Origin of the sequence: Paraburkholderia bryophila (genome assembly GCF_003269035.1) — a bacterium.
GTDB lineage: Bacteria > Pseudomonadota > Gammaproteobacteria > Burkholderiales > Burkholderiaceae > Paraburkholderia > Paraburkholderia bryophila.
Genome location: NZ_QLTK01000024.1, coordinates 76,770 through 96,234 on the forward strand (window position 1 = coordinate 76,770; position 19,465 = coordinate 96,234).

A 19,465-nucleotide genomic window follows, 5' to 3' on the forward strand; every position below is an offset into this window, starting at 1 on the left:
CTGGAGCCGCGAGGCAATCCACAGACCTGAAAACGGGCCGGCGGCCCGGGCATCCGGAACTACACGAGCGGCCCCTCCGCCTGCTTGCCGCGCATCGCGACCGCGATCGAACTGCCGACGATCAACGCGATGCCGAGCAGCGCCATCGCGCCGATCGTCTCGCCCCACACCACGTAGGCGAACAGCGCCGCCCAGACGATGCTGGTGTAGTTGTACGGCGCGAGCGCGCCCGCGTCGGCTTCGCGAAACGCCATCGTCATCAGCAGTTGCCCGGCCGTGGCGAATGCACCGAGCAGCGCCATCGTCGCGAGTGCTTCGAGCGACGGCGTGCGCCACGCCAGCAACAGCGAAGCGCCGGTGACGAGCGTTCCAATCACCGTGAAGTAGAGCACCGTGGTGCCCGAATCGTCGGTGGCGCGAATGCGCTTGATCTGAACGATCGACAACGCGCCGAACAGCGCGCTCGACATCAGCAGCACCGGTCCGAGCCAGCTCGAATGCGCACCGTCCGGGCGCACCACGAACAGCACGCCGATAAAACCGACCGCCGCCGCGAGCGCATCGCGCGGCTTGAGTTTTTCCTTCAGCAGCAACGGCGCCAGAACGATCACCAGCAAGGTTTCGGAATAAACGATCGCGACCGCTTCGCTGAGCGGCATGTACGGCAAACCGGCGAAGAACAGACCCGACGCGCCGAGCAAGGTCAGCGCGCGCAGCGTCTGACCGCGCACGTCCATGTGTCTGAGACGTTCGGCAAGCGGCTTGCCGCGCAGGCAGACCGCGACGGCGGGCACCAGCCCGAACAGCATGCGGAAGAACGTCACCTCGTTGGCCGGATAGGCGAGCGCCACGGATTTGGCCAGCGCGTCGACGAGCGCGAAACAGAACATCGAAACGAGGATCAGCGCAATGCTGCGCGGCGGTACAGCGGTCGTTCGAACGGCGGCGATGAGCGGCATGAGGGGTCCTGGACAGCGCGCAAGGCAACGGCGGCGGCTGCGCTTTGCGTGACGTTCGTGGAGTCTTCGCATGGCGCTCGGGAAGCGAGCGCCATCGGAAAACGGATTATGCCCGCTGTCCGGCAAGCCGATCGACCCCGGGGTCGACCTCGGGCCGAGCACCTACCCAATTCGCATTGCCCGGCCGCTTCAGCGGTCTCCAAACTTTCCACCGACGATTCCGGGTAAGTCCCGATACAGGTAAGTAAAAGTAATAATATTATTCATATCGATTTCCGCATCTCCAGGCCAAGACTATCGTTGAATGGCCTCGCACAGGTTTAATAATAATTATGACCATCTACTAAACGGGGCATCAGGAGATACAGGTGCGCAATTACCTCGTGCTTGCGGCGCTGGCTACGCTTGGCGCTTGCGGTGGCAATGACGGCTCGCCCGGTGCGGCCGCATCGGCGAACAGGCAGACCGTCGCGGTCGATCCATCGGCTTCGGCCTCTTCCGTGGCGGCCGCGGCATCGGCAGCCTCGGCGGCCGACCTGGCCAGCGTCGACAACGAATTCCGGGCCGCGAAGACGGTTCCGCTCGGCATGAAAACGACCACGCCGCCGCTCGTGATCGCCGATCCGACGCTTGGCCTCGCGCCCTACACACCGCCTGCGCCGCCCGCCCCGGTCTCCACCACCACGCTCTCGTTCGGCGATTTCACCAGCTACCTCGCGCCCGGCTCGACCCAGGGCTGGCAGCCCGGCGCCAACAGCTCGACGATCGCGATTCCCGCGCCGCCGAGCAACGGCACGGGCGCCGGCGACAAGACCGTCGCGCTCGCCAGCACCTACGCCACGGCCTCGTACGAAGCCGACCTGACGGTCAGCGCACCCGTCGGCAACGGGGCGGCCAACGCGGGCTTTCTCGTACGCACCACCAACCCCACGGCGGGCGGTCCCGACAGCCTGACCGGCTACTACATCGGCCTCGACACCGGCACGCATTCGGTCGTGGTGGGACGCGAGAACAACAACTGGACCAACTTCATCGCGTATCCGGTCAGCTCGGTGGTGGGCGGCAGCACGCACCACCTGAAGGTCACGACGAGCGGCACCGCGATCACCGTCGACCTCGACCAGCAACGCGTGATCAGCGTCAACGACGCCACCAATGCCCTGCCCGCCGTGTTCCAGTCGGGCAGCTTCGGGCTGCGACGCTTCGGCGTCGGCGCGAGCTTCAGCAACGTCACGATTCGCACGTATCCCACGGTGAGCTCGCCGAGCTACGATTTTTCCAAGGTGGTCGGTGCGGTCTACACGCCGTCGAACGCGGTGAACGCGATCGACTTCTGGGAGAACTACGACCCGGAGATCGTCAATCGTGAACTGACGTACGCGCAGACCTACGGCATGAACACCATTGCCGTGTATCTGCACTACCTGGTGTGGGCGAACGACCGCGTCGCGTTCCTGAGCAAGTTCGAGAACCTGCTGAAAATCGCCGCGCGTCACGGCATCAAGGTCTCGCCGATTTTCTACGACGACTGCTGGAATCCCACCCCGCAATACGGCCCGCAACCCGCGCCGGTCTGGGGCGTGCATAACAGCCAGTGGGTGCAGTCGCCGGGCACGCCGGTCGAACAGGCCTATTTCCAGCCGAGCGCGTCGAACGCCAGCGTCACGTATAAGGCGAGTCTGGCGAGCTACATCACCGACTTCGTCGCGCCGCATCGTAACGATCCCCGCATCATTTTCTGGGAGACGATGAACGAGCCCGGTTGCAGCGGTAACGGCGCGTTGCAGGAAACCCGCGCCGTGCTGATGAACGACGCCCGCATCGCGATCCTCAATGCCGGCGCCACCCAGCCGATCAATGCGCCGCAAGTGCAGGAGGACGAAGGCACGTACTTCTCGGACTTCTACGCGTTCCATCCGTACGGCAATCCGTACACGGGTCCGGTGAACGGCAGCTCAGTCAGCGCGCTGAATTCCGAAACCTTGCAGCGCGGTTTTCCGGGCACCACGGGGCAGACCATGCCGGGCATCGTCGCGAACTACGGCGGCAGCACCGGGTTTATCGTGTGGGAGTTGATGATCGGGCGCACCAATACGCGCTTCCACTGGGGGCAAGTGCCGAGCGCACCCGCTACGGTGGAACCGGCCATTCCGTTCCAGGGCACGATCTATCCGGACGGCCACCCGTGGCAGACTTCAGAAACGCAGGCGCTGACCGGCGGCTTCGACGTGAAACTGCCGGTGCTGCAGGTCGGCTATTACAACGATCCGACTTTCAAAAGCGCACCGGTGAAGACGTCGGTTACGCCGTTGATCGACTTCGATCTGAACACCGAGCGCGGCACCGATTCGCCTGACGCGTCCGCCGGCGTCAACGCAACCGGCTATGGCGTGCGTTGGACCGGTGCGATTCAGGCGGCGCAGGCGGGGCTCTACACGTTCTCGATCGACAGCGACAACATTGCACGGCTGTGGATCAACGGCGTGAAGATCATCGACAAAAAGAGCGCGTCGCAAGGCACGTTGAGCGGCAAGACCTGGCTCGCAGCCAAGCAACGCGCGTCGATCAAGGTCGAGTACGTGCATGGGACCGGGCCGGCCAGCATGCATCTGCTGTGGTCGAGTTCGGCGGCACGCAATCCGTCGGCCTTGCGGATCGTGCCGTCGGAGTCGCTCGTGACGGCGAATTGATCGGGTGGTGAGGGAGTCGTCCGGCAGTGCAACGCTGCCGGACGACTCGTCGGTCGATCTGCCGGCTGTGGCGGTTGATTTGCCTGGCGATTTGGGCTGGGCGCGGGTTGCAGGTCGCAGGTCGCGTCAAGTCGATAAAAGATCGATTATTATCGCCTTCCGATATTCTTGCCCGTGACATAAACATCGACCGCCGATACCGAGCACTCAACCGACGAAGCCTGGTTATTGGTGATGACGTCTATGACTTTTCCCGTTGCTCCGTAAAAAGTCATGTGATAAACCTGCCGATACAAATCTCGGCCAATTTTTTCAGATGCCATCAATTCGATTTTCGTGCGCTTCTCCTGGATATCGTCACCGGCAATCATTCCGCTGTTTTTTAGCGACATCAAAGCCATCGTCATTGGCCAATGTTCGCAATGCAATATTGCTGTTTTGGCCGATACAAAAAGCGGTGCGGCACACATGAACACAGCAATCAGGCGCTTCATTCGATTACCTCCAGAGCGCGATCTCCGCTGCCCCATATTCTATGTCGGGCGTGCAAGGAAACGACAATGCAGCCGTCCGATGCGTCGCCCGGGTGGTCCTGGCTATCCCCGTGAATCAGGAAACCACTGCGCCCGAACATAACGTTACCAATGCCCGGTGTCAATCGCAGCGAATATATGCCGGTCTGCGGATGGGTGAATGGCGCGCCGATCGTATAGCGGCCGCGCGGAATCGGTCCTTTACCATTGAAACCCTGAAACTCGGGATGGTTTTTCCATGCGGATTTCCCCGAATACCCGCTTTCAATGTACGCCTCGTTAAAACGGAGGTGGCCGGTGCTTTGCTGATATGTCCATGTCATTAAATACCGCACCTAACAATTAATTAGATTGCCGGCACATTACAACACGATGACATCATGCGCAACCGTTTCGAGATAGCGACAGCAACTCCTTTATTTTTCTCTTATATTCTCCTGCATCAACCCAAGAAAAAACTCATTCTTATTAATTATTCATAGGATAAAGATTGTTTTCAGGCCTTTGGACTTACTTTCGTCCGCAAAATTCTTATGTGCATGTCGTCGACCTGCCGCAGCAGGCATCGCACCGACAAGAACCGACCCGCATTTCCAACGCCCCAGAATACTGTATAAAAACACAGTACAATAGGCGGCAGCAAACACCCGCGCGCTTGCGCGCCCTCGCTACCGTCGTTGGAATGATGTCCGCCCAGCAAGCCCTCTTCGCCGCCGAACCCGTCGCTCTCGTTCACGACCGGGAAGGCGGCATCCGCTACCTGCCCGACTCGATCCCGCCGGCCATCGCCCAGCGCTGGTTCGACGAGGCACAGCGCAATGTCGGCTGGCTCAGCCAGCAACGCATGATGTACGAACGCGAGGTGGCCGTTCCGCGCCTGCTCACCACTTTCGCCCGCGAATCGGCCGGCTTGCCCGCGCCGCTCGGCGAGGCGTTCGAAGCGGTGCGCGCGCTGGTCGGTGCGCCGTTCAATCGCGTCGGCCTCAATCTGTACCGCGACGGCGGCGACAGCGTCGCGCCGCACAGCGACAAGACGGACAAACTCATACCGGGCCAACCTATTGCGATCGTCTCGCTCGGCGCGAGCCGCCGCATGTCGATCCGGTCCAAAACAGGTCCAGGCCGGACCATTCATGTCGAACTCGAACCCGGCAGTTGTCTGGTGATGAGCTACGCGTCGCAATTCACGCACGAGCATGGCATCCCCAAACTGGCGGAGGCGGTCGGCCCGCACATCAGTCTCGCGTTCCGGTGTTTCGCGCCTTAGAGTAGCCCGACCTTGCCCGTCGCCAGGTCGTAAATGCCGCCCACTACCTTGACCTTGCCGCGTCGCACGTACTGGCCGATCAGCGGCTTCGACACCATCAGCCGACTCGTGTTCAGCTTCACGTTCTCGATCGTGGCGCGCGCAAGCAGATCGTCATCGTGAGCTGAACCGGCCAATCGCACCGCCGGCTTGAGCGAGCGCACCAGGTCTGGCAAATGACCCGGCAACAGGGTGCCCTTCTGAATCACCTTGACGGTCGCGGCAATCGCCCCGCAGTTCGTATGTCCGAGCACCATGATCAGCGGCACACCGAGAAACTCGACGCCGTATTCGAGACTCGCGAGCATATCGTCGTTGACGAAATTACCGGCCACGCGCACCACGAACAGATCGCCCGGGCCCTGATCGAAAGCAAGTTCCGGCGCGACCCGCGAATCGGCGCAACCCACAATGGCCGCAATCGGATACTGCGCCTCGACACGCGCCACCCGGCCTGCGGAAAAGTCCTTGTTTGAAGGGCTATTCGCCGCGTAGCGGGCGTTGCCTTGCATGATCCGGTCGAGCGCTTCCTGCGGTGGAATCGAATTCGGCGTGTGGCCGGCAATTGGTTCGGCCGCCATTGCGTCGTGCGGCGCCAACGCCGCGAACGTGATGGCGGAGGCACCGGCCAGCAGCCAGTCACGTCGTGTGGAAGAAATCGGATGACGCTCGCACATGGCCGCTCTCCTATGTGCCGGTGCGTGACGGTAGGAACTTACGCCACGCCGAGTTTCGCAAGCAGCGCCTTCGCGGCCGCTTCCGACGAAGCCGGATTCTGCCCCGTGATCAGATTTCCGGCGACCACCACATGCGAGAGCCAGTCCGGCCCTTTCGAATAACTCGCGCCGTGTTTCTTCAACATGTCTTCGACCAGAAACGGCACGACGTCGGTGAGCCCGACAGCGGCCTCTTCGGAATTCGCAAAGCCGGTGACCGGTTTATCGCGCACCAGCGGCGTGCCGTCGGGCGTCCTCGTATGACGAAACACGCCGGGCGCATGGCACACCGCGCCGACCGGCTTGCCCGCGGCATACAACGCTTCGATGAGCGCGATCGACTGCGGATCTTCCGCCAGATCCCACAACGGCCCATGGCCGCCGGGGTAAAACACCGCGTCGTAGTCCGCCGCCGAGACACTGGCGAGCTTGACCGTATTCGCCAACGCGGCTTGCGCATCGGCGTCCTTGCCGAAGCGCCGGGTCGCGTCGGTCTGCGCGTCGGGGTCGTCGCTCTTGGGATCGAGCGGCGGCTGTCCGCCTTTGGGTGAAGCGAGGGTCGTCGCGACGCCCGCGTCCTTGAACACGTAATAAGGCGCGGCAAATTCCTCCAGCCAGAAACCGGTTTTTCTGCCTGTGTTGCCAAGCTGATCGTGGGACGTCAAGACCACCAGGATTTTCATATCGACCTCGGAAGCGGTTTCAATGCGCCTCGCTTGCGCGCGCCGGACGGCGCTGGAGGGGCGCCGAAGTGGCCTGAAGTGGCGCAAGCCGCTCCAGGCGCTCTGGCAGTATAGGTGGCGCCGGGCGACGCCGAAGAGGATTTGTTGCAGCCCAGGTCGAGCGGGCCGGCGGCCCGCTCACATCGAAAAACGCGTTGTCAGACGGCGTAAATATTGGGGTTGTCCACCAGCGGCAAAAATTGGCCCGTGCGCCCGTCGAGTGCGAGCATCGTGCCGCTTTCAATGTCGAAGATCCAGCCGTGCAATTGCAGCGTCTTGTTCACGAGCCCGACCGCCACCGACGGATGCGTGCGGATGTTCGACAACTGCGCGATCACGTTGTCCTTCACCAGCGCGGACAGACGCTCGGCGTCCGAGTGATACGTGCGCGACGCGTTGATCGCCTTGGCGGCATCGGAATGACGCAGCCAGCTGGCCACCGCCGGCAGATGATCCAGATTCGTGCAGGTCGAGATCGCGGTCATCGCGCCACAGTTCGAGTGCCCGCAGATCACGATATCGCGCACGCCCAGCACCGACACCGCATATTCGACCGTGGCCGAAACGCCACCCGGTTCCGGACCGTACGACGGCACGATATTGCCCGCATTGCGGATCACGAATAGCGCGCCCGGTTCGGTCTGCGTCAGCAGTTCCGGCACGACGCGGCTGTCGGAACAGGTCACGAACAGCGTATTCGGGCTTTGCGCTGCTGATAGGCGCTTGAACAGCTCGCTTTGCTGCGGAAAGACGTCACGTTGAAAGCGGATGATACCTTCGATGATTTCCTGCACGATGATCTCCAGATAGTCGAGGCTTAGGTGTGCAGCGCCCGCACCGGTTAAACGGCGCGAGTCGGCTGTCTGTTGGCGCGACTATACCTCAGCTGGCGTCCGGCACACCGGTCTCGTGCGTCGGCAAATCGTCCGCACGTCCATCGCAACGATTTCATCGACGGGTTGCCCCAATCAAAAAGCCCCGGCTGTGACCAGCCGGGGCAAACTCTCTCGCTCGCACACCGGAACCGTGCGTGCATGACGACTGTATCGGGGGCGACGAAGCGGATATAGGTGCCGCGCTGGAAGAGTCCTTTCCATCGCGGCTCACCGCTCGAAGCGTTGCGCTAATGCGCGGTTTCGACACCGGACACGCATAAGCGCAACACAACCAGCACGCTCCACATTGACTGCGATCGCAACGCGCCCCGTCGCGCGAAGCACGCCGGATCAACGACTATACATCGCATTCCAGTCGGCTTTGGACACTGCCGGGCCGCCGCTTTGCGACGCACCGGCTACATTGCCGCCATAGCCGCTGGCGTTGCTGTTTTGTGCGACCACGCGCGCTTCGGCGGCCTGAATCGCATCGGGGTAATGTGCCTGGTCGCCGTCGCCGACGTGATAGCCAGCCTGTTCGAGTTGAACCAGTTCGGTGCGAACCTGCTCGCGGGTGATACGGGTGCTCGACTGGGCAAACACCGTGGCCGAGGCAGCGAGCGAAGCGACGATAACGACGGCCTTGAGCAAAGACTTCATGATGAAAACAACCTCCGGTAATTGATGGTCTGCGGTGCGTCGAGTCGTGCTCGCCGTCGCCGCAGAACTCAATATAGGCGTCGAGTCGTCGGAGAATAATGGGCGCCCGCCGAAGGGATTGTTGTTGGATCTGGAGAAGTCGTGCTCAATGGGTGAATAGCCAAACGCGGCCAGCGCTCGCGAAAAAGCCCGGCGCACAAACGCCGGACTTTCATTGCCTTAATTGAAGTCGCCGGTTTCGAGTTCCACGGACTGTCCACCGTTCTTTTCGAGGACCCGACGCGTAGCGTTTTCAATCCTGGCGCGATTTGCCTCGAAGGTATTGACCAGATTGTGGGCCGATGGGCCGTCGTTGCCGAAATGGTTGTTCAGCGCATCCAGCGACACGCTGCACCAGACGTCTGCCCCGTCGACATTGGCTTCGAAGGCGACGCGCGCCGCGGCTACCACTTCGCGGCGTCCGGTGAATTCGATCCTCATGGTGACCCTCCATCTGTGAAAGTAACGATGAACGCGCAAACGCCGTGCCAAACGCGAAGCGCTGCGCGCTTTCTCCGCAAGGTGCATACTCGACCCTCGGCCGCTTTCGCGCGGCCGCGCTGATGCGTCGCGGCAGGCCGCAGTTGGTGCCGTGCGACGTGCCTGACATCCTGATACTAACGCCCAATGCCCTCCCGCAACCCACAATCGTCGCGTCCTCTCGTCATTGCCGCGGTCATGGCTTCGATGGCGATGGTCGCCATCGAAGCCACCATCGTCTCCACCGCGATGCCGCAAATCGTCGCGCAACTCGGCGACCTGCATCTGTATAGCTGGGTGTTCTCGTCGTTCCTGCTCACGCAAACCGCCATGACGGTGGTGTTCGGCAAGCTCGCCGACCTGTACGGGCGCAAACCCATCGCGCTGATCGGCATCGCGATCTTCCTGCTCGGCTCGGTGCTGGCCGGCTTCGCGTGGTCGATGCCCGCCATGATCGTGTTCCGCCTGCTTCAGGGCGTGGGCGCGGGCGCGATCCAGCCGGTCACGCTGACCATCGTCGCCGATCTTTATCCGGCACATGAACGCGGCAAGGTGCAAGGTTATCTCGCGAGCGTCTGGGCGATTTCAGCGGTAATCGGGCCGATGGTCGGCGGCTTCATCATCCATAACCTCTCGTGGGCGTGGATCTTCTGGATGAACATACCCATCGGCCTCGCCTCCGCGGGCGGCTTCATTGCATTCCTGCGCGAATCGGAGCGCCATGCGCGGCCATCGATCGACTTCGCCGGGGCGGCGCTGTTCATGGCGGCGATCGCCGCGTTGATGATGGCGCTGACCTACGCGGGCGACGACGCATTCGCGCGCGCCGCGCTGGCGGGCGGCGCATTTCTGCTGTGCGTGCTGCTGTTCGTCGCGCAGGAGCGTCGCGCGGCCGAGCCGATGATCTCGTTCGCACTATGGAGCCGCCGGCCGATTGCCGCCTGTAACGGCTCGACGCTGCTGTCCGGCATGATCCTGATGGGCGCCACCACGTTTCTGCCGATGTACGTGCAAGGCGTGCTGCATCGCTCGCCAGTGGTCGCCGGCCTCGCGCTCACGATGATGATGGTCGGCTGGCCGACCGGCGCCACGCTCGCGGCGAAGTCGTTTCACCGCCTCGGCTTGCGGCGCATTCTGATCGGCGGGAGCGCGTTCGTACCGATCGGCGCGGCACTGCTGCTGTTCCTGTCGCCCGGTGCATCGCCGTTGATCGCCGCGTTCGGCTCGCTGATCATGGGCTTCGGCATGGGCACGTCGAGCGTCAGCTCGCTGGTGCTGATTCAGGAGATCGTCGGCATGGACGAACGCGGCAGTGCCACCGCGTCGAATCTGTTCTCGCGCAATCTCGGCAGCACGTTGGGCGCGACGCTGTTCGGCGCCGTGCTCAACTTCGGGCTCACGCATTCGAAAGGTCTGGCGGTCGTCACGTCGGACCAACTGAAGGCGCTGCTGCAGAATCAGGCAGCGAGTCTCGGCGACAGCGACATGATCCGCATGGTGTTGCATCAGTCGCTGCACCTCACGTTCATCTCGCTGTTCGTGATCGCGATCTTCGTGGTCGTGCTGCTGGCGTTCGTACCGCCGGTGAGCATTCGCACCGCGAGACCGGTGCCGCTCGAAGCATTGTCGCCGCTGGAGGATTGACGAGCGGCTGCGTTGAAGGCGGCTCGCATGGCGGTTTCCAGCGCTATTTCGCGGGCAGCGTCGCGGCGAAAAAATCCACCGCCTGCGCCGCCGTTTTCGCATGCACCGCGTCGCGGTCCACGCCGGCGGCGTCCCGGCAGATGCGGGCAAGACGGTTGGCCACCGCCGGCAAACAGGTATCGAGAAACGTGTAGTGCGACGCGCCGGGCACGAGCGTGACGCTGGCCTTCGGCATCGACGACGCGATGCGACGAATGTTGGTGTCCACCGGGGCGGTAACGTCGCCCGCGCCCGCCACCAACGACACGGGAATCGTGATCGCGGCGAGCGACGCCGCGCTCAGCGCCTCGCCAAGCGCGGGCGCAATCGCGAACACGGCCTTGACGCGCGGATCGCGATACGACGCACCGGAGCGCGCGCGCGATGCCTTCGTCTCCGGCGAGGCCGCATCGTCCGTCGATTTATCGCGCAATGGCACCGCCGCGCCGGACGCGTCACGAATCCGCGCCGCTTCCGGCGGTTGGCAAATCGCATCGGCCGCCGGCGACCCGCAGAACCGGTCGAAGCCCGCCAGATCGGTGCGCGCCCCGGCCAGTTCCAGAACCGTGTAACCGCCCAGAGAAAAGCCCACCGCGCCGATCCTGTCGCGGTCGACATGCGCGCCGAGCTTCGGGTCCGCCAGCACGCTATCGAGCACTTCGCTGGCGTCCGTCGCGCGCTCCCACCACAGCGTAAAACCGTCGCGGGTCAAGGGTTCGAGTTCGTTGTTGCCCGGATGATTGACGCCCGCCACGATATAACCGTGCGCGGCCAGCGCGGCGCCGAGCCAGTCGAGACTGTCCGCGCTGCCGCCGGTGCCGTGCGACAGCACCAGCAGCGGATAGGTGGCGCGCACGGCCGACAGCGGCGCGCCGTCGGCGATGGGATGTCCCACGAACAAAGGATCGCCGGGCGCGCCGACGTCGTGCGGCTGCTCCGGTACGGTGGGATCGACGGGATACCAGATCCGCGTCACCAGCGCTTCGGTGGCCGCGCCGCGCCAATTGCGCGCGACCGGCGGATGAACCATCCGTACCGTTTCGCCCACATGCCAGCCTGCCCCGGCCACTTCCTGCGCCGAGACAGTACCGCCCGCCCACGACAAAGCCGCCGCACCCAGGAGGGCGGCACCGCATCTACGCAACATTGTCAGTCCCGGCGAATGGGGATCATCAGATCCGTGACACAGGCACGCTGCAATCCGGCGCGCGCCGCGCCGCGATACAACTCGAGCGCGGGACGGGTATCGGGCGCATAGCCGCTTTGCGGCAGCCAGACACCGTACAGCGCGCGAAAGGTCGGCGCGATCAGCGCATACGGGCCGACCAGCCGGTGTATCGCGTACAAACCACCGTCCACGCGCAGCGGTTCGACCGGCACGGGCGGCGTTTCATGCAATGCAACATCGGGCGACGCGACCACTCCCGCCAGATAACGAAAACTGCCCTTCAACGCAGTGTCGCGCACGCAAATGCCGACGCGTCGAACCGTGTGTGCGTCGTCCTCGCAGCGCAGCATGTGCAACAGATCGCGGAACGTCTGGCCGATCGTTGCGATCGGTCCGTCGTGACGCAGGCAGAGCACGTCGATAGGCGCGATCTGCGCGAGTTCGACCGCGGGCCAGAGCGACCTGCGGCCATCGTCCGGATTCGTGGCGAGGTTTGCGTTGGCGTCGGCGGCGTCGGCGGCGTCGGGTTGGTGCGCAGCGTCGACGATATTCGCAGCGTCGGCTACGTTAGCCGCCGCGCCGGAACGGCGGCTCGCCGCCGGCGTCGCGAGATGTTTCTGACGCGCCTTGAACTCGCTCGGCGTGACGCCGGTAAAACCGCGAAATGCACGGGCGAAGGCCTGTGGACTGTTGTAACCGGCGTCGTGCGCGACGGCGGTCACGCGCGACGAAGCGTCGGTCAGACGTTGCGCGGCTTGCGCAAGACGCAGGCGCTGAACGGTCTCGACAACGCTCTCGCCGGCGAGCGCGCGATAAATGCGATGAAAGTGATACGGCGACAGATGCGCGACCGCCGCCAGACTGTCGAGCGTATGCGGCGCGCCCGGTTCGAGCAGAATCGCCTCGATCACACGCGCGATCCGCCGACGATAATCGAGTTCTGTGCTGGGTTTCATCATGGCGCTAGGATAGCGGCCTCGCCGCCACAATACGGTGCAGAGCTTGCGAAATTTCATCGCGAGCGCACGGCGATGCGGCCGCGTGTCATCGCACCATGCCGGGCTTTGCCTTGCGAGCCCCGCGCGGCGAGCGTTGCTTTCCCACTCGGTGCCGTACCGTGGCCGAATCGTTTTTACAGGTCGGCAGGCCGGCACAGGCCGATCATCCACGCATGCACGGCGTCGACCGCGGCCGAGCGCGCCGGTTGCGCCGAGCGCATCAACCAGAGCGGCGCCAACGCGAAGCCCGGCACCTGCGGCAAGACTTCCACGCGTGCGCTCGTCAACGCGTTTGCCGCGGTGAGCCGCGACACCATCGCGATGCCCGCCTCCTGTTCGGCCGCCGCCACGACAAAACGCGGGTCGCTGACCGTCAGCGCGCGGCGCGTGCGCAACCCGCCGCGCCGGAGTTCCGGCAGCCACGGCGCCCATTCCGGACGCGCCTCGTGAACCAGCAGCGGGGCTTGCGTCAGCACCTCGGGAAACGGTGCGTCACGCAGACGGCGCGCGGTTTCGGGTCCGCAGATCGCGACCGCCTCTTCCTCGAGCAACAACTCGCACGTCACTTCCGGCGTGCGGATCGGTTTGGCCGACACCACCAGGTCGACGTCGACGCGATCGATCTCGTTGACCTCCTCACCGGTCACGAGCCAGATTTCCAGCGCCGGCAGCGCCTCGGCGAACTGCCGCATGCGCGGCATCAACCAGCCGGAAGCGAACTGCGGCGCGCACACGAGGATCACCGAATCCGGATTGCCGTATGGCTCGATCCGGTCGCGCCCGTCGGCCAGCGTGGCGAGCGCCGTCGTGACGGTTTGCGCGTACAGCACGCCGGCGGCGGTCAACGCGACGCCACGGCCAATCCGCCGGAACAGCGGTTGCCCGGTCCACTCCTCGAGTTGCTGGATCTGATGACTGATCGCCGACTGGGTCAGCGCGAGTTCTTGCGCCGCGCGCGTGAAACTGCCGACGCGCGCGGCGGCATCGAAGGCGAGCAAGGCTTGCAGCGGGGGCAGTCTACGCATGGGCGATCCTGGCGAGATATTAAAAATATCGATACTTCCAGCAAGATTCTTCGCTTTTCGCGGGAATTTTTCCTCGCAATCATAGCTCCAGTTGCCCTTTGCACGTTTTCCTGTTTCAACAGACATGAGAAATATTTGTGCAATGGGCGCCTCGCCAATGCCAACTGGACCGACACGCATGACTCTGGAACGCTCCCCCAACCCGCCCGTGCCGGGCAACGAACAACCCGCCGCCCCCACCTACGCCGGCGTGCTGTCGTTCATGCGCCGCCCCTATACGCGCGACCTCACCGGCGTGGACGTGGCCGTCTCGGGCGTGCCGCTCGACCTCGCGACCACCTTCCGCCCCGGCACCCGCTTCGGGCCGGCCGCCATGCGCGCCGCCTCGGTCCAACTGGCCGAACTCGGCGCATTTCCGTGGGGCGTCGACCCGTTCGACCAGTTGAACGTGGTCGACTACGGCGACTGCTGGTTCGACGCGCACAATCCGCTCGGGATTCGCGACGCGATCGTCGCGCACGCTCGCGGCATTCTCGCGACCGGCACGCGCATGCTGACGTTCGGCGGCGACCACTACATCACCTATCCGCTGCTGATCGCGCATGCCGAGAAATACGGCAAGCCGCTGAGCCTGATCCACTTCGACGCGCACTGCGACACCTGGCCCGACGACAACCCCGCTTCACTGAACCACGGCACGATGTTCTACAAGGCGATCCGCGAAGGCTTGATCGATCCCGCGCGCTCGGTGCAGATCGGCATTCGTACCTGGAACGACGACTTCATGGGCGTGCGCATTCTCGACGCCCCATGGGTTCACCGCAACGGCATTCAGGCGACGATCGACGAAGTGCTGAAGATCGTCGGCGCCGCGCCGACTTACCTGACCTTCGACATCGACTGTCTCGATCCGGCCTTCGCGCCCGGCACGGGCACGCCGGTAGCGGGCGGCCTGAGTTCGGCGCAGGCGCTGGAGATCGTGCGCTCGCTCGGCGCCGTGGACCTGGTCGGCGCCGACGTGGTGGAAGTGTCGCCGCCCTACGATCACAGCGACGTGACCGCGCTCGCCGCCGCGCATCTCGCGTCCGACATGCTGTGCCTGATGCGCAATCAGAAGCTGCAACGCCAGCGGCACGGCTAGACCCGTTCACTCGAACGCATGCACTGAAAAAACCTCCCCGAACCCCTAGCGGACGATCCGACGACCATGCCCCACACCGCCACCAAACCGATCCTGACCGCCTTGCTGATGTGCGCCTTCGGCACTGCGGCGCACGCCGACGACAAGCAGCTCAACCTGTACAACTGGGGTGACTACATCGCGAAAGACACCGTGCCGAATTTCCAGAAAGAGTTCGGCATTCAGGTGCGCTACGACGAGTACGACGGCGACGAGACCTTGCAGGCGAAACTGCTGACCGGCTCGACCGGCTACGACGTCGTGGTGCCGACCTCGAACTTTCTCGCCCGACAGATCGAAGCCGGCATCTATCAAAAGCTCGACAAGTCGAAGCTGCCGAATCTGGTAAATCTCGATCCGGCGCTGATGAAGCTCGTCGCCAACGCAGACCCCGGCAATCAGTACGCGGTGCCGTGGGCGTGGGGCACGACCGGGCTCGGCTATAACGTCACGCGCGTGAAGAAACTTCTCGGCGACAACGTGCCGCTCGATAGCTGGGATGTGCTGTTCAAGCCGGAATATCTGAGCAAGCTGAAGAGCTGCGGCGTGTCCATGCTCGACGCGCCGACCGACGTGTTCGCGGTCACGCTGCACTATCTCGGCCGCGACCCGAACAGCGACAATCCGGCCGACTATCAGGCCGCGTATGAAGCGTTGAAGAAGATTCGCCCGTACATCACGCAGTTCAATATGACGAGCTACATCAACGATCTCGCCGGCGACGATATCTGTTTCGCGCTGAGCTGGTCGGGCGATGTGTCGATGGCGAGCCATCGCGCGCGCGAAGCCAACAAGCGTTACCAGATCAAATACTTCATTCCGCAAGGCGGCGCGCCGGTCTGGTTCGACATGATGGCGATTCCGAAAGACGCGCCGCATCCGCAGGCGGCGCTCGAATGGATCAACTTTATCGAGCGCCCCGAGGTGCACGCGTCAATTACGAACGCGGTGTTCTATCCGAATGCGGATGCCGCCGCGCGTAAATTCGTCAACGCCGACATTCTCAACGACCCGACCGTGTATCCGCCTGAGCCGGTGTTGAAGACGCTGTTTCTGCTGAAGCCGTTGTCCGCGCCGATCAAACGGCTGGAAGGCAGGTTGTGGGCGCAGTTGAAGTCGGGGGCGTAGAGGCGGTTGGTTCAATCCTTCGCGTATAACGTCGAATTCGCGAAACCTTCGGCGGCCAGCACCTGACCCACCAGGATCAACGCGGTCCGCTCGATCGATGTCGACTGCACCTTGCCGACGATATCGTCGAGCGTGCCGGCAATCTTCTCCTCGTCGGGCCAGCTCGCGCGATAGATCACCGCGATCGGACACGCGCCGCCGTAATGCGGCCGCAGTTCATCGACGATCCGCGCGAGATGGCGCACGCCCAGGTGGATCGCCATGGTCGCACGATGCCGGGCGAGGTCCGCGAGCTGTTCGCCTTCGGGCATGCGGGTTTTGCTTGCGTAGCGCGTGAGAATCAGCGTCTGCGACACGTCGGGCAGCGTGAGTTCGCAACCGAGCGTCGCGGCGCAGGCGGCGGTGGCCGTCACCCCCGGCACGATTTCGTACGGAATGTTCAGCGCGCGCAGACGCCGGATCTGTTCGCCGATCGCGCCATACAAGGACGGGTCGCCGGAGTGCACGCGCGCGACGTGCTGGTGGTTGCCGTGCGCGGTTTCGAGCAACGCGACGATCTGATCGAGATCGAGGTCGGCGGTGTTGACGACCTGTTCCGCCGTGTGACCTTCGAGCACGGCATCGGGCACCAGAGAGCCCGCGTACAGGATCACCGGACAGCTGCGTATCAGGCGCTGGCCTTTTACCGTGATCAGTTCCGGGTCGCCTGGACCCGCGCCGATAAAAAACACCGTCATTGACTGCTCCGTGGTTTGTTGGGGTGGCGTGCGCTGGGTGAATGGCCGGTTCCGTTTTCGCGGCACACGCTCACGTTGTGGCTGCGGCCGTGACTAGCGCTACGATTCGCGCCGCCGCCAGCACTAAGGTTCACGCGAGCACGCGCAGCGCGTCGAGTAGAGCGTCGACGCTGTCGAACTCGCGATCCACCGCCGGCAAATCGGGGCGGCGCAACATCACCACCGGCAGGCGACGTTCGCGCGCCACCTCGAGTTTCGCTTCGGTCGCCCCACCGCCGCTGTTCTTGCTGACCACGACATCGAAGGCTTGCAGCGCGAACAATGCGCGCTCGCCTTCGAGCGTGAACGGGCCGCGCGTCGCGATGATCCTTGCGCGCGCTGCGTCCGGGTGCGAATCGAGACAGCGCACGGTCCAGAACTGATGCGCGGGGATCTCGTCGAGATGCGCGAGCGGTTCGCGGCCGAGCGTGAACAGCGGTTTTCTGAACGGCGCGAGCGCCGCCGTGAGTTCGTTCCAGTCGCCGACCATGCGCCAGTCGTCGCCGCCTTGCGGCTGCCAGGCCGGGCGGCGCAGCGCCCAACACGGCACGCGCGCCGTGTGGCTGGCGTGCGTGGCGTTCGCGCTGATGCGCGCGGCGTAGGGATGAGTCGCATCGATCACGAGACCGATGCGTTCGTCCGCGATGTAACGCGCCATGCCCTCGCTACCGCCGAACCCGCCGACGCGCACTGCACACGTCAAATCGTCGGGCACTTTGCCGAGACCGGCGAGACTGTACACATGTGTCGAGCCGAGTTGACGCGCGATTCGCAATGCGTCGCCGGTGCCGCCTAGCAGCAGGATGCGCGTCATTGCGCGGCGCCGTGGTTGGCGGTGTTGGCGGTGTTGGCGGTGTTGGCGGTGTTGGCGGTGTTGGCGGTGTTGGCGGTGTTGGCGGTGTTGGCGGTGTTGGCCGCATTTGCGCCGCTATCGCCGCTTGCATCGCTCGCACCGCTCCCGCCGGTCGCGCCGCCTGCACCACTTCCCCCGTTTGCCACACTCACCTCACGCGCCGGTTTCGTCACCTCAAACATCGTGATCGGCAACGCTTGCCGCCACGTATCGAAACCACCGAGCGGTTGCGCCTCCGCCAGCGCAATGCGCGTCAGCGTGCCGCCAAACCGCTCGCGCCATGCGACCAGCGCCGCCTCGCCCTGCAGGGTCACCGCGTTGGCCACCAGCCGCCCGCCGTCGCGCAAGCTCGCCCAGCACGCTTCCAGCACGCCCGGCACGGTCACGCCGCCGCCGATGAACACCGCATCCGGCGCCGGCAAGCCCTGCAGCGCATCCGGCGCGCGGCCGGCCACCAGTTGCAAGCCCGGCACGCCCAAGGCGTCGCGATTGTGTTCGATAAAGCGTTGCCGTTCCGCGTGGCCTTCAATCGCGATCGCGCGGCAGGTTGGATGCGCGCGCATCCATTCGATGCCGATCGAACCGCTGCCCGCGCCCACGTCCCACAACAACTCGCCGGGCGTCGGCGCGAGACGCGCGAGCGTGACGGCCCGCACGTCGCGCTTGGTCAACTGGCCGTCATGGCGAAACGCATCGTCGGGCAAGCCGCAAGTGAGTGGCAAACGCGGCGCGCCCTGAGTCGCCCGGCATTCGAGTGCGATCAGATTCAACGCGGCGACGTCACCCGCGCACCACTGATCCGCGCGACCGTCGATCCGCCGTTCCAACTCCCCGCCCAGATGCTCCAGCACGACCATGCGAGTCGCGCCGAAGCCGCGCGCGTTCAGCAACGCCGCGAGCGCCGCAGGTGTGCGGCCGTCCGCGCTCAGCACGAAGACGCGCGCGCCGTGATGCAAATGCGCGTTCAGCGTCGCGAGCGGGCGGCCCACCAGCGAGACCGTCGCGACATCCTGCAACGGCCAGCCGAGCCGCGCGGCCGCCAGCGACAACGACGACGGCGCAGGCAACACTTGCAACTCGTCGGCCGGCAGTTGGCGCGCGAGCGTCGCGCCGACGCCGAACAGCATCGGATCGCCGCTCGCCAGCACGCACACCGCGCCGCCACGCTCGGCGAGCAACGGCGCGAGATCGAACGGACGCGGCCACGCGGCCCGCCGCGCCGCGATCCGCGCGGGCAGCATCGACAGATGCCGCTCGCCGCCATACACCACCGACGCCGCCAGCAACGCACGTCGCGCGGACCGCCCCAACCCGGCGAAGCCGTCGTCGCCAATGCCTACCACGGTCAGCCATGCCGGCATCCGGACATCCTCGTTCTGTATCTTCAAATAATGCGCTGAGCCACGCCGATCAAGGCGTCCAGCCTCGTTATGCTGTTCGAAAAAAGGCATAATACAGCCGCCGGCGCCCTTCGGGGCCTAAGAGGGAACACAGTGTCACTGTGGCTGCCCCCGCAACTGTATGCAGCGAGTCCGCCCGCGCTGCGCGCCACTGGTTCGACCGGGAAGGCCGCGACGGACTTTGACCTGCCAGCCAGGAGACCTGCCGGCGAGACTGTTCGTGCCAGCCAACATCGGGCGGGGTGTACCGATGCCGCAGCAACGCCCACTTCCA

General features: G+C 64.3%; 19 protein-coding genes and 1 riboswitch. Of the genes, 5 read left to right on the forward strand and 14 right to left on the reverse strand.

The window, feature by feature from the left end; translation table 11 throughout:
• Positions 1-59 precede the first annotated feature (59 nt).
• The gene (locus BX591_RS26995; RefSeq protein WP_111934380.1) at positions 60-959 is read right to left on the reverse strand and encodes a DMT family transporter; all 900 of its coding nucleotides are present in this window, start codon (positions 957-959) and stop codon (positions 60-62) included.
• Between the two features lie 368 nt (positions 960-1,327).
• On the opposite strand from BX591_RS26995, the gene BX591_RS27000 reads away from it, so the two are divergent.
• The gene (locus BX591_RS27000) at positions 1,328-3,649 is read left to right on the forward strand and encodes a PA14 domain-containing protein (protein WP_244147128.1); all 2,322 of its coding nucleotides are present in this window, start codon (positions 1,328-1,330) and stop codon (positions 3,647-3,649) included.
• 149 nt (positions 3,650-3,798) lie between these two features.
• Here the strand turns inward: BX591_RS27000 and BX591_RS27005 are convergent, their stop codons facing one another.
• Entirely contained in the window at positions 3,799-4,143 is a 345-nt protein-coding gene (locus tag BX591_RS27005) for a hypothetical protein (protein WP_111934382.1), read from the reverse strand.
• On the reverse strand, positions 4,140-4,505 hold the full coding sequence (locus BX591_RS27010) for a tlde1 domain-containing protein (RefSeq protein ID WP_111934383.1): 366 nt from the start codon (positions 4,503-4,505) through the stop codon (positions 4,140-4,142). The genes BX591_RS27005 and BX591_RS27010 overlap by 4 nt, the downstream gene beginning before the upstream one ends.
• Before the next feature lie 362 nt (positions 4,506-4,867).
• Here BX591_RS27010 and BX591_RS27015 point away from each other — a divergent pair, with 362 nt between their 5' ends.
• Positions 4,868-5,449 carry an alpha-ketoglutarate-dependent dioxygenase AlkB gene (locus tag BX591_RS27015; protein ID WP_111934425.1) on the forward strand — a complete coding sequence of 194 codons (582 nt, stop codon included), beginning with the start codon at positions 4,868-4,870 and terminating at the stop codon, positions 5,447-5,449.
• On the opposite strand, the gene BX591_RS27020 is transcribed toward BX591_RS27015, so the two are convergent.
• The 5 genes from BX591_RS27020 to BX591_RS27040 form a co-directional block, all read right to left on the reverse strand.
• Positions 5,446-6,165, reverse strand: a complete 720-nt coding sequence (locus BX591_RS27020; RefSeq protein ID WP_111934384.1) for a carbonic anhydrase — start codon at positions 6,163-6,165, stop codon at positions 5,446-5,448. The genes BX591_RS27015 and BX591_RS27020 overlap by 4 nt on opposite strands.
• Positions 6,166-6,203: 38 nt before the next feature.
• Positions 6,204-6,887, reverse strand: a complete 684-nt coding sequence (locus tag BX591_RS27025) for a type 1 glutamine amidotransferase domain-containing protein (protein ID WP_111934385.1) — start codon at positions 6,885-6,887, stop codon at positions 6,204-6,206.
• 197 nt (positions 6,888-7,084) lie between these two features.
• Positions 7,085-7,720: a carbonic anhydrase gene (locus BX591_RS27030; RefSeq protein ID WP_111934386.1), complete on the reverse strand. Its 636-nt coding sequence runs from the start codon at positions 7,718-7,720 to the stop codon at positions 7,085-7,087.
• A 432-nt stretch (positions 7,721-8,152) separates the two neighbouring features.
• The gene (locus BX591_RS27035; RefSeq protein WP_111934387.1) at positions 8,153-8,461 is read right to left on the reverse strand and encodes a DUF4148 domain-containing protein; all 309 of its coding nucleotides are present in this window, start codon (positions 8,459-8,461) and stop codon (positions 8,153-8,155) included.
• Between the two features lie 219 nt (positions 8,462-8,680).
• Positions 8,681-8,941 carry a DUF1488 family protein gene (locus tag BX591_RS27040; RefSeq protein ID WP_111934388.1) on the reverse strand — a complete coding sequence of 87 codons (261 nt, stop codon included), beginning with the start codon at positions 8,939-8,941 and terminating at the stop codon, positions 8,681-8,683.
• Positions 8,942-9,127: 186 nt separating this feature from the next.
• Between BX591_RS27040 and BX591_RS27045 the strand changes: the two genes are divergently transcribed.
• Positions 9,128-10,624, forward strand: a complete 1,497-nt coding sequence (locus BX591_RS27045) for an MDR family MFS transporter (RefSeq protein ID WP_111934389.1) — start codon at positions 9,128-9,130, stop codon at positions 10,622-10,624.
• Positions 10,625-10,667: 43 nt separating this feature from the next.
• Here the strand turns inward: BX591_RS27045 and BX591_RS27050 are convergent, their stop codons facing one another.
• From BX591_RS27050 to BX591_RS27060, 3 genes are all read right to left on the reverse strand, one after another.
• Positions 10,668-11,810 carry an alpha/beta hydrolase family protein gene (locus tag BX591_RS27050; RefSeq protein ID WP_111934390.1) on the reverse strand — a complete coding sequence of 381 codons (1,143 nt, stop codon included), beginning with the start codon at positions 11,808-11,810 and terminating at the stop codon, positions 10,668-10,670.
• A gap of 2 nt (positions 11,811-11,812) precedes the next feature.
• A complete protein-coding gene (locus tag BX591_RS27055) occupies positions 11,813-12,787 on the reverse strand; it encodes an AraC family transcriptional regulator (RefSeq protein WP_244218699.1) in 975 nt (324 codons plus the stop codon).
• A 176-nt stretch (positions 12,788-12,963) separates the two neighbouring features.
• Positions 12,964-13,854, reverse strand: a complete 891-nt coding sequence (locus BX591_RS27060) for a LysR substrate-binding domain-containing protein (protein WP_167444621.1) — start codon at positions 13,852-13,854, stop codon at positions 12,964-12,966.
• Between the two features lie 178 nt (positions 13,855-14,032).
• Here BX591_RS27060 and speB point away from each other — a divergent pair, with 178 nt between their 5' ends.
• Both speB and BX591_RS27070 read left to right on the forward strand, forming a co-directional pair.
• A complete protein-coding gene (gene speB / locus BX591_RS27065) occupies positions 14,033-14,995 on the forward strand; it encodes an agmatinase (protein ID WP_111934392.1) in 963 nt (320 codons plus the stop codon).
• Positions 14,996-15,061: 66 nt separating this feature from the next.
• Positions 15,062-16,162: a polyamine ABC transporter substrate-binding protein gene (locus tag BX591_RS27070; protein ID WP_111934393.1), complete on the forward strand. Its 1,101-nt coding sequence runs from the start codon at positions 15,062-15,064 to the stop codon at positions 16,160-16,162.
• Between the two features lie 11 nt (positions 16,163-16,173).
• On the opposite strand, the gene cobM is transcribed toward BX591_RS27070, so the two are convergent.
• The 3 genes from cobM to cbiE all read right to left on the reverse strand — a co-directional run bounded on the left by cobM (position 16,174) and on the right by cbiE (position 19,152).
• A complete protein-coding gene (cobM, locus tag BX591_RS27075) occupies positions 16,174-16,899 on the reverse strand; it encodes a precorrin-4 C(11)-methyltransferase (protein ID WP_111934394.1) in 726 nt (241 codons plus the stop codon).
• Between the two features lie 130 nt (positions 16,900-17,029).
• Positions 17,030-17,752: a cobalt-precorrin-6A reductase gene (locus BX591_RS27080; protein ID WP_111934395.1), complete on the reverse strand. Its 723-nt coding sequence runs from the start codon at positions 17,750-17,752 to the stop codon at positions 17,030-17,032.
• The gene (gene cbiE, locus BX591_RS27085) at positions 17,749-19,152 is read right to left on the reverse strand and encodes a precorrin-6y C5,15-methyltransferase (decarboxylating) subunit CbiE (RefSeq protein ID WP_244147127.1); all 1,404 of its coding nucleotides are present in this window, start codon (positions 19,150-19,152) and stop codon (positions 17,749-17,751) included. Before cbiE ends, BX591_RS27080 begins: the two co-directional genes overlap by 4 nt.
• 84 nt (positions 19,153-19,236) lie before the next feature.
• Positions 19,237-19,415: riboswitch (cobalamin riboswitch) on the forward strand.
• The last annotated feature ends 50 nt before the right edge of the window (positions 19,416-19,465 follow it).